The 15,587-nt window shown below is 71.7% G+C and carries 15 protein-coding genes; 14 read left to right on the top strand and 1 reads right to left on the bottom strand.

Annotation, left to right across the window (positions count from 1 at the left end; all coding sequences use genetic code 11):
* Positions 1–136 precede the first annotated feature (136 nt).
* Positions 137–1,534 (bottom strand): S8/S53 family peptidase, encoded by a 1,398-nt coding sequence (locus RB608_RS09295; RefSeq protein ID WP_308087542.1) that lies wholly within the window; start codon positions 1,532–1,534, stop codon positions 137–139.
* A 116-nt stretch (positions 1,535–1,650) separates the two neighbouring features.
* On the opposite strand from RB608_RS09295, the gene RB608_RS09290 reads away from it, so the two are divergent.
* From RB608_RS09290 to RB608_RS09225, 14 genes are all read left to right on the top strand, one after another.
* Complete coding sequence (locus tag RB608_RS09290) at positions 1,651–4,194, top strand: CHAT domain-containing protein (protein ID WP_308087540.1); 2,544 nt, start codon at positions 1,651–1,653, stop codon at positions 4,192–4,194.
* Between the two features lie 207 nt (positions 4,195–4,401).
* Positions 4,402–6,327, top strand: coding sequence for an anthranilate synthase family protein (locus tag RB608_RS09285; protein ID WP_308087539.1), 1,926 nt, complete (start codon positions 4,402–4,404; stop codon positions 6,325–6,327).
* Between the two features lie 123 nt (positions 6,328–6,450).
* Positions 6,451–6,693 carry a ribbon-helix-helix domain-containing protein gene (locus tag RB608_RS09280; RefSeq protein ID WP_308087538.1) on the top strand — a complete coding sequence of 81 codons (243 nt, stop codon included), beginning with the start codon at positions 6,451–6,453 and terminating at the stop codon, positions 6,691–6,693.
* Complete coding sequence (locus tag RB608_RS09275) at positions 6,678–7,058, top strand: hypothetical protein (RefSeq protein ID WP_308087537.1); 381 nt, start codon at positions 6,678–6,680, stop codon at positions 7,056–7,058. Before RB608_RS09280 ends, RB608_RS09275 begins: the two co-directional genes overlap by 16 nt.
* Positions 7,059–7,631 (top strand): transglutaminase family protein, encoded by a 573-nt coding sequence (locus RB608_RS09270; protein WP_308087536.1) that lies wholly within the window; start codon positions 7,059–7,061, stop codon positions 7,629–7,631.
* Between the two features lie 63 nt (positions 7,632–7,694).
* On the top strand, positions 7,695–7,913 hold the full coding sequence (locus tag RB608_RS09265) for a type II toxin-antitoxin system VapB family antitoxin (protein ID WP_308087535.1): 219 nt from the start codon (positions 7,695–7,697) through the stop codon (positions 7,911–7,913).
* Positions 7,910–8,281, top strand: a complete 372-nt coding sequence (locus RB608_RS09260; protein ID WP_308087534.1) for a type II toxin-antitoxin system VapC family toxin — start codon at positions 7,910–7,912, stop codon at positions 8,279–8,281. Before RB608_RS09265 ends, RB608_RS09260 begins: the two co-directional genes overlap by 4 nt.
* Positions 8,278–8,823: an aminodeoxychorismate/anthranilate synthase component II gene (locus RB608_RS09255; protein ID WP_308087533.1), complete on the top strand. Its 546-nt coding sequence runs from the start codon at positions 8,278–8,280 to the stop codon at positions 8,821–8,823. The genes RB608_RS09260 and RB608_RS09255 overlap by 4 nt, the downstream gene beginning before the upstream one ends.
* 4 nt (positions 8,824–8,827) lie before the next feature.
* Positions 8,828–10,078 (top strand): anthranilate synthase component I family protein, encoded by a 1,251-nt coding sequence (locus RB608_RS09250; RefSeq protein ID WP_308087532.1) that lies wholly within the window; start codon positions 8,828–8,830, stop codon positions 10,076–10,078.
* Between the two features lie 187 nt (positions 10,079–10,265).
* Positions 10,266–11,837: an ABC transporter substrate-binding protein gene (locus RB608_RS09245; RefSeq protein WP_308087531.1), complete on the top strand. Its 1,572-nt coding sequence runs from the start codon at positions 10,266–10,268 to the stop codon at positions 11,835–11,837.
* Complete coding sequence (locus tag RB608_RS09240) at positions 11,828–12,721, top strand: ABC transporter permease (protein ID WP_308087530.1); 894 nt, start codon at positions 11,828–11,830, stop codon at positions 12,719–12,721. Before RB608_RS09245 ends, RB608_RS09240 begins: the two co-directional genes overlap by 10 nt.
* Positions 12,718–13,794, top strand: coding sequence for an ABC transporter permease (locus RB608_RS09235; RefSeq protein ID WP_308087529.1), 1,077 nt, complete (start codon positions 12,718–12,720; stop codon positions 13,792–13,794). The genes RB608_RS09240 and RB608_RS09235 overlap by 4 nt, the downstream gene beginning before the upstream one ends.
* Entirely contained in the window at positions 13,791–14,792 is a 1,002-nt protein-coding gene (locus tag RB608_RS09230; protein WP_308087528.1) for an ABC transporter ATP-binding protein, read from the top strand. The genes RB608_RS09235 and RB608_RS09230 overlap by 4 nt, the downstream gene beginning before the upstream one ends.
* Positions 14,789–15,568, top strand: a complete 780-nt coding sequence (locus RB608_RS09225) for an ATP-binding cassette domain-containing protein (RefSeq protein WP_308087527.1) — start codon at positions 14,789–14,791, stop codon at positions 15,566–15,568. Before RB608_RS09230 ends, RB608_RS09225 begins: the two co-directional genes overlap by 4 nt.
* Positions 15,569–15,587: the final 19 nt, after the last annotated feature.

The following is a 15,587-nucleotide window of genomic DNA, read 5'->3' as shown; positions in this document are numbered from 1 at the left end:
CGGGCGCCGAGCCCGCAGATGAGAGCTGCCCTAAGGGTTCTTCCCTGGGGCGTGCCGGGCAGTGCCAGGTCGGTCCGGCGGCGTGGCAGCCCGCGCCGCCCGCTCGATCCGCGCGGCCACAGGCCGCCGGTCGGGCTCAGGTCAGCGGGCCGACGATCCTGATCGAGCCGCCCCGCGGGTCGGTCGTGGCGGTCGCGCCGGCGAGGACGTCGGTCCACGCCTCCCGCGCCGACTGACCGGTCTCGCGCATCCGCGCGGCGATGAGGCCGGTGACGATCGGCGTGGAGAACGACGTACCGCTCCACTGGGCGAGGCCGTCGAAGGTGCGGACCTCGCCGACGTTCGGCGGCTCGTAGCAGGTGTAGGTGCCCTTCGGGAACGCGTTGACCAGGTCGCGCCCGCGGGCGTAGACGTCGACCCATCGCCCGACGTTGGAGAAGTCGGAGACGCAGGCGTCGGGGTCGACCGACCCGACTGAGACCACCCAGGGGAAGGCGGCCGGCCAGAACGGCTTGTCGCTGGCGTCGTTGCCCGCCGCGGCGACGATCAGGACGTCCTTGCGTTCGGCGAGCTGGTGGGACGCGCCCAGCATCGCGAATCCGAGCAGGGCGAAGTCGCCGCGCGTGTGGGTGCCGGCGGAGATGCTGATGACCTGGGGGCGGTCGTCGTCCTCGATCGCGTCCTGCAGCTGCTGCACGATGTCGGACTCGTAGACCGCGCCCCCGTGCACCAGCACCCCCTCGACCTCGACGCGGGTGTCCGGCGCCACGCAGCTGATCACGCCGGCGACGAAGGTGCCGTGGCCGGCGTACGGGTGGATGGCGTCGGGGTCGACCGTCTCGACGTCGCTCGGGTCGGCCAGCACATCGCCGGTCTGCAGCCAGGGCGACGCGATGCTGCCGACGGCGTCGGTCCACAGGCCGGTGTCGACAACGGCGACCCGCACCCGCTCTCGGTCCGCCAGCTTGCCGGGTGCGGTCCGGGCCGCAGGCCAGGGCTTGGTGTGGCGGTGGGGCATCTCCGGCTCGGTGGCGGGGCACATGAAGCCCTTGCCGGTCACGTAGACGATGTGGTCGGGCGTGACGACGCCCGGACCGAGCTCGCGGTCGATCTCGTCGAGGGTCGCGAGGACATCGTCCCTGCCGTCGGTGCGGGAGGGCAGCGTGACGAGGACCAGGCCGCGGATCGGCTCGGCGGCTCGGTCGGTCCCGCCTCGGAACTGCTTGTCGCGCTGCTCGAAGAAGCGCACGAGTCGCTCATGGTCGTCGCCGTCGCGGACCAGTGCGTGCCGAGGGCGGTAGAGATAGCTGACGTCGGCGTCGTCGCGGGGCGGCCGGGACCCCTTCTCCGGCCCGGCGGCGACACCGTCGCCCTCGAACGCCCGACGGATCACGCCGACCTGGGCGCGCAGCCGCGCGGCGTCGACGGCGCCGGGACGGGGCTCCGGCGCCGGCCGGGCCGGCCACGGGAGCCTGCGCCGGATCTGCGCGAGAAGATCGCGCAAGGAGAAGGGTGGGCGAACTGGCTCGGTCATGGCCACTCCTGGGTCCCGGAGAAGGCGGCGGGCCCGCTTCCGCCGGCGGCGCTAACGTAGTCCCGCTCCCAGACACCCGTAAAGAGCACAGTCGCTGTCCGAAAGCCGGGTCGCCGATGGAGGAACTGCTCGCACTGGCCCTCGAGCGTCCCGAGGAGGCCGTCCGACGGGCGGAGCGCGTGCTGGCCGAGGACAGCGATCCACTGGCGCGGTCCTACGCCCACCAGTGCCTCGGCATCGTGTTGCGGGACCGGGGACGCGCGGACGAGGCGCTGGCTCAGCTGCGGCAGGGTCTCCGTGCGGCGCGGCATTCGGCGATCGCCGGCCGGGAGAGCGACGTGCGCGCGACGTACGGCGCGACGCTGGTGTTCGCCGGCCGGACCCGCCCGGGCCTCGCCCAGCTCGACCGCGCTCTGGCGGCGGCTGAGGGGACGGTGCGGGCCAAGATCCTCATGCGGAAGGCCGGGGTGCTGGCGATCCTCGGTCGACACGGGGAGGCGCGACCGGTGCTGCGCGGCGCCGTCGCCGAGATGGCGGGTGCCGGCGACGCCGTCTGGGAGGGGCGGACCCGGATCTGGCTCGGGCACATCGAGCTCACCCTGGGACACGTCGAGGACGCCGAGCGCGAGGTGGTCGCCGCCGAGCGTCTGCTCGCGCGCGCGGGAGCGACCGTCGAGCGGCTCACCGCGGTGACGAGCCTGGCCGACATCGCCGTCGCACGGGGCGACCTGGCCGGCGGGCTGCGGTCGTACGCCGCCGCGGTGGCCGGTTTCGAGGCGGCCCGGCGACCGTGGTTCGAGGTCATCGAGCTGTACGTCGGCGCGTACCTCGCCGCGGGCCTGGCCGGGGAGGCGGTCAGACTTCTCGACGGATACCGGGAGGCGGCACGGCTGATCCCGCACGAGGTCCCCGCGTTCGACCTGCTGCGTGCCACCGCTCTCCTCGCCACCGGCGAGCCCGAGGGCCTGACGGCGGCGCTCCGGTCGGCCACCGAGGCTCGGACGGCGTTCCGGCAGCAGGGCCGTCGGTGGCACGAGGCCCGTGCCCGCCTGGTCGCACTGCGGGTGCGGACGGCACTCGGCGACGGTCAGGGCCTCGGCCGCGAGGCGCGGTCGGTCGCGGCAACGCTCGACCGCGAGCGTGCCGACGAGGCCCCGGTCGCGCTGACGCTCGCCGGCCGGCTCGGCCGTGGCGAGGAGCGGATCCCGTTGTGGGAGCGGGCGGCGTCGTACCGGACCCATCCCAACGCGCTGGTCCGCGCGGGCGCCTGGCACGCCCGGGCGCTGGCGCGCGAGGAGACGCACGACCGCGGCGGCGTCCTCCGCGCGGCCGCCGCCGGGCTGGATGCGATCGACGAGCACCGGCTCCTGATCGGCTCGTCCGAGCTGCGGGCGCTGGCGACGACCCACGGTCGCGAGCTGACCTCCCTCGCCCTGCGCCATGCCGCCTCCGACGCGCGGACCCTGCTGCGCTGGAGCGAGCGGACCCGGGCCACGGCGTTGGCGCAGCCGCCCGCGACGTCGGACGCCGCGACGATCCCCGCGTCCCTGGCGGCACTGCGCGACAACGGGCGGCGGCTGGCGGAGGCGCGGCAGGAGGGGGCGCCCACGGAGGATCTCGAACGAGAGCGACGCCGGCTGGAGCGGGCCGTGCGGGCCGAGAGCCACACGCTGTCGGCGACGACGGCCGCGCAGCAGCGACCGGCCGGGGTCGAGGAGATCGTCGCCGCGACCGGCGACACCTGCCTCGTCGAACTGGTCGACGTCGACGGTGTGCTGCACGTGGTCGTCGCCCACGCCGGCACGGTACGGCGCCGGGTGGCCGGGTCCACGAGCGAGATCGCCGCCCTGCTCGGTCCGGCGGGGATGCTGCTGCGCCGCGCGGCTCGCGGGCGGCCTGCTGACACCGCGGGCCTCGGGCGGGCGCTCCAGGACGCGGTGCTGGGCGAGGCGGTCCGGCTGCTGCCGGACGCCCCGGTTGTCCTCGCCCCGACGGCCCGTCTGCACGGGCTGGCCTGGTCGCTGCTACCCGCGCTGCACGACCGGGCGTTCGCGGTCGTCCCGTCGGCGGGGCAGTGGCTGCGCGCCCGCGCCCGGTCCGCTCCCGAGCCGGGCAGCGCCGTCCTGGTCTCCGGCCCGGCGCTCGCGAGCGGCGGCGCGGAGGTTCCCGTCCTCGCCCGCCGTCATCCCGACGCGGTGCTCCTCGACGGATCGAGGGCCACCCTCGACGCGGTGCTCGCCCACCTCGACGGGGCCGGGCTGGTCCATCTGGCCGCGCACGGACGGTTCCGGGCCGACAGCCCGCTGTTCTCGGCCCTCGACCTCGCTGACGGGCCGCTGACCGTGCACGACCTGGAGCGGGTCCGGCGGGCGCCGTACCGGGTGGTGCTGTCGGCGTGCGAGTCCGGCGTGCTGGCCCCGGTGGGAGCCGAGGAGCTGCTCGGCCTCGCGGCGGCGCTGTTCTCCCTGGGGACCGCCGGGCTCGTCTGCAGCGTCGGCGAGGTCAACGACGCCGCGACCGCCGCGCTGATGGTCGACCTGCACGCCGCGCTGGCCGCCGGCAGCGACCCGGCCACGGCGTTGCTCGACGTCCGGCGCCGGGTGGGTGACGACGCCGTCGCCGCCGGCACGGCGGCGGCCTTCCTCGCCCTGGGGGTGTGACCCCGGCCCGGCCGGCCTCGTTGGGGGAACATGCCGCGGCGCATCGTCACGAAGTACGACGAGCTGGTGCTGCCGTCCACGGAAGGTGCGGTGCTCGCTGGTGCCGCCGTTCGGCGGTGAGCTGATCCCCGGGTTTCCCTGAGCCGGCTCCGATCCTGGTCTGAGACTGCATCTCTTCGGAGGTCGGTGCCCGCATAGGCTTCGGTCATGCCTGAACAGCCCAGAGCCGGCCTCACTGCCCGGGAAGCCATCGCGGCCGTCCAGGGGCACGAGGCCTGGGCGATCATCCGGCGCTCCACCCGCGCGGGCGACCGCGACACGGTCGGTGTGCTCGGCGGCACCCGCAGCGTCGTCGCGTCGATCATGGACATCCCGCTCGAGACGGGCGTGCCCGAGCCGGGGCACATCTGCGACCGGCTGGTCGCCGTCCCCTTCCGTCAGGTGAGTGAGCGCGGCTTCGAGGCCCACGACGACGGCACGCCGCTGGTGGTCGTGGACGTGCAGGCCGAGCACGAGTTCTCCGTCGCCGACGTGGTCGACGCGATCGACCCGGTGCCGGTCGAGTTCACCGATCGCGGCGGCTTCGAGACCGGCGACGACGAGTACGCCAAGATCGTCGCCTCGATCATCGACGAGGAGATCGGGCAGGGCGAGGGCGCGAACCTCGTCATCGGGCGCAACTACCGGGCCGTCGTCGCCGACTTCGACGCCTCGGTCGCGCTCACCGTCTTCCGCCGGCTGCTGGAGCGGGAGCGGGGCGCGTACTGGACCTTCGTCTTCTTCACCGGCGACCGCTTCCTCGTCGGCGCCTCGCCCGAGCGGCACGTGTCGGTGCACGGTGGCGACGTCCGGATGAACCCGATCTCCGGCACCTTCCACCTGCGCCCGCCGGCCGGCGAGACCCGCAGCACCGAGGAGCGGATGCGCGCCTTCCTCAAGGACGAGAAGGAGATCTACGAGCTCTTCATGGTCGTCGACGAGGAGCTCAAGATGATGTGCGACATCTGCACGGAGGGCGGCCAGGTGCTCGGCCCCTTCCTCAAGCCGATGACCCACCTCATCCACACCGAGTACCTCCTCGCCGGCCGCACCAACCGCGACGTCCGCGAGGTCCTGCGCGACACGATGTACGCCGCCACGGTGACCGGGTCGCCGGTCGAGAACGCCTGCCGGCTGATCAGGCAGTACGAGGCCGAGGGGCGTGGCTACTACGCCTCCGCGCTCGCGCTCTTCGGCCGCGACGACACGGGCGAGCCGGTCCTCGACAGCCCGATCGTGCTGCGCACCGCCGACGTCTCCCTGGACGGCTCGCTCAAGGTGACGGCCGGAGCCACGCTGGTGCGCGACTCCGACCCGGCGTACGAGGTCGCGGAGACGCACGCCAAGGCCGGCGGCATCCTCTCCGCCTTCGGGCTGGTCCCGCCGGCCCCCGTGCCCACCACGGACATCGCCACCCTCGTCGCCGACGAGGAGGTGCTGATCGCCCTCAACGCCCGCAACAGCCGGCTCTCCGGCTTCTGGCTCGCCGACCAGGCCGGCTCGCCGACCGACCCGCGCCTCGCGGGGAAGTCCGCGGTCATCCTCGACGGCGAGGACGACTTCGTGAACATGCTGCGCCACATGCTCGCCCGGATGGGCATGACCAGCACCGTGGTGCGGCACGAGGAGTACGCCGACGGCGTACTCGACGGCTACGACCTGGTCATCGTCGGACCCGGTCCCGGCGACCCGCGCGACGACGCCGACCCCAAGATGGCGCAGCTGCGGGCGGCGGTCGCCTGGCTGCTCGCCCACGAGAAGCCGTTCGTCGCCGTCTGCCTCGGCCACCAGGCACTGTGCCACCAGCTCGGCATCCCGCTGGCCTACAAGGACATCGTCTTCCAGGGCACCCAGGCCACCGTGCTGCTCGACGGGCGCCCGCAGCGGGTCGGCTTCTACAACACCTTCGTGGGCCGGGTCTCCGACGACCTCGCGCTCCCCGACGGCGTGCGGGTGGACGCCGATGCCGACACCGGCGACGTCGACGCGCTGACCGGACCGCACTATCGAGGCGTGCAGTTCCACGCCGAGTCGATCCTGACCGAGCGCGGCTTCGACATCGTCCACGACCTGGTCGCCGGCGTCCTGCTCTGACCGATCGCTCCGGACGCTGTCCACAGGCCGCGGATCGGCGGTGACGCCGAGGCCGGGACGGCGTCAGGCTGGTGGCATGGCGACACGGACCCTCCAGGAGCCGGGCCGCGGTATGATCCCGGTATGACCACCAAGATCGCCGTCAGCCTGCCCGACGACCTGGTCGAGCAGGCACGTGCGGCGGTCGCCGAGGGGCGGGCGGCCTCCGTGTCGGCCTACGTCGCCGAGGCGCTCCGGGAGAAGGGCGAGCGGGAGCCGCTCGGAGACTTCTTCGAGGAGTTCGACAAGGAGTTCGGGGCGCCGACGGCCGAGGAGAGGGCGCGGGTCGACGACATCCTGCGGAGGCTCGGATGGAAGACGGACTGACGTTGGACGCCGGCGCGTTGATCGCGGTGGAGCGAGGTGACCGGGTGATCGCCGAGACGATCCGCCAGGCTCTGCTGGCCGATCGGCCGGTCCACGTGGTTCCCGGCGCGCTCGCTCAGGCGTGGCGCGACGGACAACGGCAGGTCCGGCTGGCTCGGTTGCTGAAGCAGGAGGGTGTTGTCGTGGTCGGTTTCGCCGAGTCGACCGCCAGGCTGGTGGGGGAGCTCGCGGGTGTCACGGGTCATGCCGACGTCACGGACGTCCACGTCGCCCTGCACGCGCGCCAACACCGTCATGCCGTGGTGACGTCCGACCCCGACGACATCCGGGCGGTCGACCCGTCCCTGCCCGTCATCGAGGTCTGAGTGTCCTTCGAGCTGACGGCGGGCGCTCCGCGCGACTACCTCGGCGCGGATGAGGTGGTGCAGTCGACGGCGCCGGAGGTGATGGCGCTGGCGGACCGGCTGGGCGCCGGCAGTGGGGACGCACGGGCGTTCGCCCGTGCGGCCTTCGCCTGGGTGCGCGACGAGATCGCCCACGCCGGCGACGCGGGTGATCCGCGGTTCGCGGTGTCGGCGACCGAGGTGCTCGCCGACGGCGTCGGCTGGTGCTACGCCAAGGCGCACCTGCTCGCCGCGGTGCTGCGCGCGGGCGGCGTACCGACGGGGCTCTGCTACCAGCGGCTGGTCGACGACGGGACCGCCGGTGGGTACATCGTGCACGGGCTGGTCGCCGTCCACCTCGACGACGGCTGGCACCGCCAGGACCCGCGTGGCAACAAGCCGGGGGTCGCGGCGGAGTTCTCCCTCGGTGAGGAGCGCCTGGCCTGGCCGGTCGACCGGGCGCTGGGAGAGGTCGACCACCGGGAGGTGCACATCGCCCCCGCGCCCGGTGTGATCGCCGCGCTGCGGCGCGGCGAGCTGGCGACCGAGCTGTGAGTCCTGCCTCGCCGGCTCGCCGGCTCGCCGGGAGCCGAGTAGCATCGAATCGGGCATCAGTTTATGCGGAGGCAGATGATGAGAACCACAGTGACGGTCGACGACGACCTCATGGAGAGAGCCGCTGAACTGAGCGGGATCGAGGAGCGCTCGTCGCTTGTGCGCGCCGGACTGGAGACGCTGGTGCGGGTCGAGGCCGGACGTCGGCTCGCGGCTCTCGGGGGGTCGGACCCGGATGCCACGGCGGCGCCACGGCGCCGTTCTGCCCGTCGAGCGTCGTGATCCTGGTCGACACCTCGGTCTGGATCGACCACCTCCATCGTGGTGAGCCGCACCTGGTGCGTGAGCTGGGCCTCGACGAGGTGGGTGGGCATCCCGCGGTGGTCGAGGAGTTGGCACTCGGGAACATGCGCAACCGCGCGGAGGTGCTTCGACTGCTGGGCGAGCTGCGGCAGTTCCCGGTCCTGCGGCACAGCGAACTGGTGACCCTCGTTGACGGGCGCCGGCTCTGGGGCCGTGGCCTCAGCCCCGCAGACGCGCACCTCCTCGGCGCGTGCCTGCTCCTTCCCGGCGCCCGCCTATGGACGCGCGACAAGCGGTTGCGCGCGGCCGCGGCCGACAACGGTGTGGCGGTGGTGGCGTGGCGATGAGCCCCCCCGACGTCGTGGTCGTCGACCACCGCGACTCCTACACCTGGAACCTGGTCCACCTCGTCGCCGGCGTGACCGGGGTGCTGCCGACCGTGGTCCAGTGGGACGACGCCGTCGACCTGTCCGGGTTCTCGCACATCGTGCTCTCGCCGGGGCCGGGCCATCCCGGCGAGTACGCCTGGGACATCGACGGCGACCGGCCGGTGCTCGGCGTCTGTCTCGGCCTGCAGGGGATCGTGCTCGCCCACGGTGGCGAGGTCGGACGGGTCGCGCCCGCCCACGGCGTGGTGGAGTCGGTGACCCACGACGGCCGGGGTGTGTTCGCCGGGGTGCCGTCGCCGCTCGCCGCGGTGCGTTACCACTCGCTCGCGGCGACCCGGCTGCCCGACGACCTCGAGGCGACGGCCTGGGCCGCCGACGGCACGGTCATGGGCGTGCGGCACCGGGGCCTGCCGATCGAGGGCGTGCAGTTCCACCCCGAGTCCGTCCTCTCGGCGTACGGCGCGAGGCTGGTCGCGAACTTCCTCGCCGTGGGACGCTGACCGGATGGTCACCCAGGGCGACCCCGCCGAGGCGTTCGCGCGGATCCAGGCCCGACACCCGCGCTGCGTGTGGCTCGACGGCGGCGGTGCCCGCGACTGGTCCCGGCGCCGCTCGATCCTCGGCTGGCTCGACGACGACGACGTCTCGCTCACCTACGACGCCGCGCGCCGGGAGGTCACCCGGCACGCCGGCGGCCGCTCGGTCGTGGTCGGCGACGACCCGTTCGCCGTCCTCGAGGCGGAGCTGGCGGCCGGGCGGTCCACCGACCAGTGGTTCGGCTACTTCGGGTACGCCGCGCGGCCCGACCTGCCCGCCGACCCGGACCCGGACCTGCCGGATGCCGTGTGGCTGCGGCCCTCGCACCTGCGCGAGTACGACCATCCCGTCACCGCGCCGGCGACCAGCCTGGGGGTGACCGTCGGCCTGCCCGCACCCGTGCCGGCGTCGTACGCCGCCGCGTTCACCACGGTCCAGGACCACCTGCACGCCGGCGACTCCTACGAGGTCAACCTGACCCACCGGCTCCGCGCGTCGAGCCCGCTGACCCCCGCGGCGGCGTACCTCCGGCTCCGCGCGCTCAACCCCGCGCCGTACGCCGGCTTCCTCCAGCACGACGTGGAGGAATCTCGGGCCTGGCTGCTGAGCTCCTCGCCCGAGCGGTACGCCCTGGTGACCGCCGACCGCACCCTCGAGACCAAGCCGATCAAGGGCACCACCCAGCGGGGGGCCACCCCCGCCGACGACGCGGAGGCACGGGACCGGCTGGCGAGCGACCCGAAGTACCGCTCCGAGAACCTGATGATCGTCGACCTGCTCCGCAACGACCTCGCCACCGTCTGCGAGGTCGGCAGCGTGGAGGTGCCGGTGCTGATGGAGGTCGAGTCGTACGCGTCCGTGCACCAGCTGGTGTCCACGGTCCGCGGCCGGCTGCGCGACGAGATCACGACGGTCGGTGCCCTCCGCGCCCTGTTCCCCGCCGGCTCGATGACCGGCGCCCCCAAGCTGCGCACGATGGAGATCATCGACGAGGTCGAGGCGACTCCGCGCGGGGCCTACGCCGGCGCGTTCGGCTGGGTGGCGGGCGACGGCCGGGCCGACCTCGGCGTGATCATCCGCACGCTGCTGACCGCCGGCGGCTGCGACGAGTACGTGCTGGGGACGGGCGGCGGCATCACCGTGGCGAGCGACGTCGCCGAGGAGTGGGCCGAGACGGAGTGGAAGGCCGCCCGGCTGCTGCAGGCGATCAACCCCTGACGCACGCCGGCGACCGTTCTCGCGGCGGCCGTTCCTCCCTCCTGTCTCCTCGGTATCGAGACTGACTTGCATCTTGTACTCCAAGTACATTGCTGGACCAATGAGACCTTTGAAGGATTCCATTCGTCTGAACGCCCCGATGTCAGGAGTCCCGATGAAGCCAAGCCGAACGATCGCCCGACTCGGGGTGGCGGTCTCGACGATCACGCTCCTCGCCGCGTGCGCGGCGAACCCGGACGACAAGCCGAGGAACGCCGGCAGCTCGCTCACTGTCAATGTCCTGGGCGCGCCGACCACGGTCGACCCAGCCATGGCGTGCGGCGCGGCCGACATGCATCTCATGGAGAGTCTCTACGCCCGCCTGGTGGAGTACGGAACGTCGGACGGGCCCAGCAGCGGGACGTCGACGTTCGACCCCGCCAGCATGCGCCCGGGGCTCGCGGAGTCCTGGGAAGTGAGCCCGGACGGGCGGACCTACACCTTCACCATCCGAGAAGGGGTGTCGTTCCCCTCCGGCGAACCCGTCGACGCCGAGGCGGTGCGCTACTCGCTCCAACGCACCATCGACATGGCGCAATGCGGCTTCAGCTATCTCAGCGACGGCTTCGACGAGCCGCCGCTGATCTCCTCGGTCGAGGCTGAGGGGGACGACACGGTCGTCATTGAGCTGTCGGTGGCGGACGTGAATCTCCCCCAGGTCCTTGCTCAGCCGGCGGCCTCGATCGTGGATCCGGTGCTGATCGAGGAGCATGGCGGTGTCGTCGCGGGTGAGGGGAACGCCTACTTCGCCAGCCACTCCGCCGGCGCGACCGGTCCCTTCGTCCTTGCCGAGTACGAGGCCGGGGTACGGGCGGTGCTCCGGCGCAACCCGGACTTCTGGGGTGAGCCGACGGCTTCCGACGAGGTGGTGGTCGCCTTCGTCTCGGACCCGTCGACCATGCTGCTCCAGGCCAAGAGCGGCCAGGCTGATGTAACCGTCGGGCTTGCTGCGAGCCTGGCTGAGAAGCTCGACGACGATGACTGCTGCTCGGTCGTCGCCTTCGACAGCGGCCAGTCTCTCGACATCGCCCTGAACTGGTCGGTCGCGCCTTTCGACAACCAGAAGTTCCGCGAAGCCCTCACCTACGCGCTGCCGTACGACGATCTCCACTCCACACTGGGGAGAGGTTTCGGGACCCGGTTCTACGGTCCGATCGCGCCCGGCCTGCCGCAGTACGACGCGGACCTGGAACGGCCGCGTGAGCAGGACCTCGATCGGGCGAGCAAGCTGATCGACGAGTCTGGGCTCGCCCGCCCGATCTCCTTCGAGTTGACGGTGCCCGCAGACAACAGCGAGTTGAAGGAGTTCGGCACGGCCGTCCAGGCAGCGCTTGCTGAGGCCGATGTACAGGTCAGCATCCGAGAGCTCGCACCGGCTCAGCGCTCCGATGCCCTCAACGAGCGTGACTTCGCCGCGCTCGCACTCGTCGACGGCCCCGGTATCGTCGATGCGGGCTACTACCTGTCCTACGACATGAACTGCGCGTCGCCGTACAACATCTCCGCGATGTGCATCCCGGCCGCAGACCAGGCGTGGACGGAGGCACGTGTCACAACGGACGACGACGAGCGTCGGCGGCTTTACGACACCGTGATCAAGGAGTGGGTCGGGGCGAGCCCCAAGTTGAAGTTCTGGTCCATGCCGGGCCTCATGGCGATCGGCGAGGAGGTCGAGCACGTGACCTACGGGGTCCACCTGAACTTCTCGACATGGCGATAGTCGGTTCCGGCGCAGAGCGGCGGCCGCCGGCCCGGAAGGTCCCCCGCCGCAGCCGGGGGGCCTTCCCCCTGCCGGTCCTCACGGCTCTGCTCGTCCTTGCCGCGGTGCTGGTCGGGAGCGCGCTGTTCCCGCTGCTGCATCCGGGTATGGCCAATCAGAACGATCTCGGCGGGGCACTGCAACCGCCGTCCCCTGAACATTGGATGGGCACCGACCAGCTCGGCCGCGATGTGCTGGCCCGGTTCCTCGCGGGTGCCTGGGTCTCGATGCTCGTCGGTGCGATGGTCGTGGTGGTGGGCTCGGTGCTCGGTGGCCTTGTCGGCCTGATCGCAGGGGTGACCGGTGGCCTCGTCGACATCCTCTTGATGCGGCTCAACGACGCTCTCCTGGCCTTCCCGTCGCTGATGCTCGCGATGGCGGTGACGATCGTCCGCGGGCCCGGACTCACATCGGCGACGATCGGAGTGACGCTCGCCGGCATTCCCTGGTTCGCGCGGGTGGCGCGCAGTGAGGCGATGCGCCTCTGCGCGCTTCCGCTGATGGAGTCGTGTCGCGCCATGGGAATGACCAGAACGAGGATGGTGACCCGCCACGTGCTGCCGCACATGTTCTCGGGAGTCCTGATCCAGGCGACTTCCACCTACGGGACGGCCATTCTCGCGGTGGCCGGACTGGGCTTCCTCGGGCTCGGCGCCCAACCGCCCACCGCCGAATGGGGTGCCATGATCACGTCCGGGCTGGAGCCGGCTCTCGCAGGCGAGTGGTGGGTCGCGCTCTTTCCCGGCCTCGGGATCCTCCTCGCTGTGACTGCTCTCAATGTGATCGCGGATTGGGTTCGTGACGTGCTGGACCCGCGTGGTCTCGTGGGTGGAGGCGCCAGATGATTCGCTTCACCGTCCAGCGGATGCTCGGTGCCGCGCTCACGATCGTGGCTGCGACCTTCGTCGCCTTCGCCCTGCTGAGGCTGACCCCCGGTGATCCGGCAAGGATGATCCTGGGCCGGTTCGCACCCGAGGAAGCGGTCGACGCGCAGCGCACGCGCATGCGACTGGATGACAGCATCGCTGAGCAGTACTGGGCGTACGTGGCCGACTTCTTCCGTGGGGACTGGGGATTCTCCTACTCGAAGGGCCAGCCGGTGCGCGAGGCGTTCTCTGCTCGCCTGCCCGCCACGATCGAGCTCGGGCTGCTCGCTATGGCGGTCGCTGTCATCGCGGCTGTCGTCGGCGCCGTCATTGCGGTGCGCTTCCAGGGGAGATGGCCTGATCTGCTCGTGCGGATCTCCTCCTATCTCGGGATTGGCACAGCGCCGTTCTGGCTCGGAATCGTGCTCCTCGTCGTGCTGAGCGACCGGCTCGGGCTGCTGCCAGGCCCCGAGGGCCGGCTCACGCCGTGGCTGGATCCACCACCTCGGGTGACGGGCAGCTACCTCATCGACTCGGTGTTGGCGGGAGACTTCGTCGCGTTCGGGGACGCGCTCACCCATCTGATCCTACCGACACTCACGTTGGCGTTGGGTCTGTACGCCTTCCTCGTCCGAATCTTCCGCGCCCAGCTCCTGGAGGTGGTTCGCGAGCCGTACGTCTTGGTGGCAAGAAGCAAGGGCGCCACCCGCGGGCGTGCGCTGCGACGTGACGCCTTGCCCAATTCGATGCTGGGAGCAGTGACCCTGGTGGGCACCGTCGTGGGCGAGGTGCTGATCTTCACCGTCCTGGCCGAGAAGGTCTTTGCCTGGCCCGGGGTCGGGCTGCTGGTGACCGAGGCCATCGTCAACCAGGACTTCGCGATCGTCCAGACCTTCATCCTGTTCAGTGTGGTGTCGACGGTCGCCATCTCGCTGGTGGTCGATCTCCTGTACGGCATGCTGGACCCACGGGTGCGGGCGGCGTCCTGGAAACGTCGAGCCCGGCCGGGCTCGACGACAATGTCGGCCGCGATAGAGGAGTCGGTTCGATGAGCTGCGCGCAGATGGTGCTCGAGGTCGTCGGCCTACGTGCCGAGTTCGCCGGGGCAGGAGCGGCGACGACGGTGGTCAACGACGTCGACCTGGTGCTGCACCAGGCGGAGCGGCTCGGCATCGTCGGGGAGTCGGGTTCCGGGAAGACCGCGCTGGCACTCTCCATCCTCGGTCTCCTCGATCCGCCGGGCCGGGTCACGGGCGGAAGGGTCGAACTGGGCGACGTCGCGCTCAGCGAGCTCGACGACCGCAGCCTCGCGCGGGTCCGCGGCAGCCGGATCAGCTACATCCACCAGGATCCGCTCACGGCGCTCAACCCGGTCCGGAAGGTCGGCCGTCAGATTCGTGATGTACTCGACCGCCACACCGGACTGACCCGCGAGGAGAAGCGCCGGCGGATCAGGGACCTGCTTCTCGAACTCGGATTCTCGGACCCGGTGGGTATCGAGTCCCGGTACCCTCACGAACTCTCGGGCGGCATGCGCCAGCGCATCGCCATCGCGATGGCCGTCGTCGCGCGTCCGGATGTGATCGTGGCCGACGAGCCGACGACGGCGCTCGACGTCCGCACCCAGGCCGAGGTCTTGGCCATGCTCGACAGGGTGGCTGAGCACCATCGGACCGCCACCGTGCTCATCTCCCACAACATCGACGTGGTGGGCTCGTTCTGCGACACGATCGCCGTCATGTACGCCGGTCGCATCGTGGAGTCGGGTCCGGCCGCCGAGGTGATCAGCGCACCCCGGCATCCCTACACCCGCGCACTTCTCGATGCCGTGCCCAGCCTGACGACCGACCGCTCCCAACCGCTGCGAGAGATCGGATCGGCACTACGCTCCGAGGACCGTACTGCCGCCGGGTGCACCTTCCGAGCGCGATGTCCGGTCGGGCGTGACCGCCCCGACTGCCGGGAGCACCGGCCACATCTCGACGGAGGTTCGCACGCATGGGCCTGTCACCACCCGCTGAGCATCCTGGCCGAGCGGACGGCGCGGTGAACGGCGCCGAGCCCGAGGGGGCGATGGTCGCCGTCCGTGATCTCACCAAGCGGTTCTCCGCGGGGCGGCGAGACGGCGTCCTGGCCGTCGACTCGGTGTCGTTCGAGGTGGCGGCCGGGGCCTCTCTCGGCGTGGTCGGCGAGTCGGGGAGTGGCAAGTCCACACTGGCGCGCTGCCTGCTGCATCTCATCGAGCCGACCAGCGGCGAGGCCATCATCGATGGCGTCGCCCTGCGCGGGCTCGCTCCACGACACCTCCGCCGACAGCGCCGCCAGCTGCAACTCGTCCCGCAGGACTCCCACGCCGCCCTCGATCCGCGGATGAGCGTGCGGCAGATCGTCGAGGAGCCGCTCGTCGTGCACGGGGAGCGGAATGCGTCGGTCCGGCTCGCGGCCGTCGAGGAGATGCTCGATCTCGTCGGCCTGGAGGACTCGCTCGTCGCACGCCGCCCGGCCGCGCTCTCGGGGGGGCAACGCCAACGCGTGTCGATCGCTCGTTCGTTGATCCTCAAGCCCCGACTGGTCGTCCTGGATGAGCCCGTCTCGGCCCTCGATGTCTGCGTCCAGGCCCAGATCGTCAACCTGCTGAAGTCGCTGCAACGGACGCTGGGGACGACCTACGTCGTCATCCTGCACGACCTGGCCCTGGCCCGCTATCTGTGCGACGACGTGGCCGTGATGCACCGTGGCCGCATCGTGGAGCACCGTCCCGCAGCCTCGATCATCGAAGACGCCTGCCACCCCTACACGCGCTCTCTCATCGACGCCATCCCGTAGCCGGACGGAGGGGAGGCGA

The organism is Nocardioides sp. LHD-245 (assembly GCF_030929495.1).
GTDB lineage: Bacteria > Actinomycetota > Actinomycetes > Propionibacteriales > Nocardioidaceae > Nocardioides.
Note: the sequence above shows the minus strand (reverse complement) of the source record. Positions and strands in the feature narration are given on the sequence as shown.

Bases quoted from the DNA above. Each gene is read 5' to 3' on its own strand.
- RB608_RS09275 (WP_308087537.1), top strand. From the start codon at position 6,678: ATGGAAGACGGACTGACGTTGGACGCCGGCGCGTTGATCGCGGTGGAG.
- RB608_RS09235 (WP_308087529.1), top strand. From the start codon at position 12,718: ATGATTCGCTTCACCGTCCAGCGGATGCTCGGTGCCGCGCTCACGATC.
- RB608_RS09285 (WP_308087539.1), top strand. From the start codon at position 4,402: ATGCCTGAACAGCCCAGAGCCGGCCTCACTGCCCGGGAAGCCATCGCG.
- RB608_RS09240 (WP_308087530.1), top strand. From the start codon at position 11,828: ATGGCGATAGTCGGTTCCGGCGCAGAGCGGCGGCCGCCGGCCCGGAAG.
- RB608_RS09250 (WP_308087532.1), top strand. From the start codon at position 8,828: ATGGTCACCCAGGGCGACCCCGCCGAGGCGTTCGCGCGGATCCAGGCC.
- RB608_RS09265 (WP_308087535.1), top strand. From the start codon at position 7,695: ATGCGGAGGCAGATGATGAGAACCACAGTGACGGTCGACGACGACCTC.
- RB608_RS09230 (WP_308087528.1), top strand. From the start codon at position 13,791: ATGAGCTGCGCGCAGATGGTGCTCGAGGTCGTCGGCCTACGTGCCGAG.
- RB608_RS09295 (WP_308087542.1), bottom strand. From the start codon at position 1,534: ATGACCGAGCCAGTTCGCCCACCCTTCTCCTTGCGCGATCTTCTCGCG.
- RB608_RS09255 (WP_308087533.1), top strand. From the start codon at position 8,278: ATGAGCCCCCCCGACGTCGTGGTCGTCGACCACCGCGACTCCTACACC.
- RB608_RS09280 (WP_308087538.1), top strand. From the start codon at position 6,451: ATGACCACCAAGATCGCCGTCAGCCTGCCCGACGACCTGGTCGAGCAG.
- RB608_RS09290 (WP_308087540.1), top strand. From the start codon at position 1,651: ATGGAGGAACTGCTCGCACTGGCCCTCGAGCGTCCCGAGGAGGCCGTC.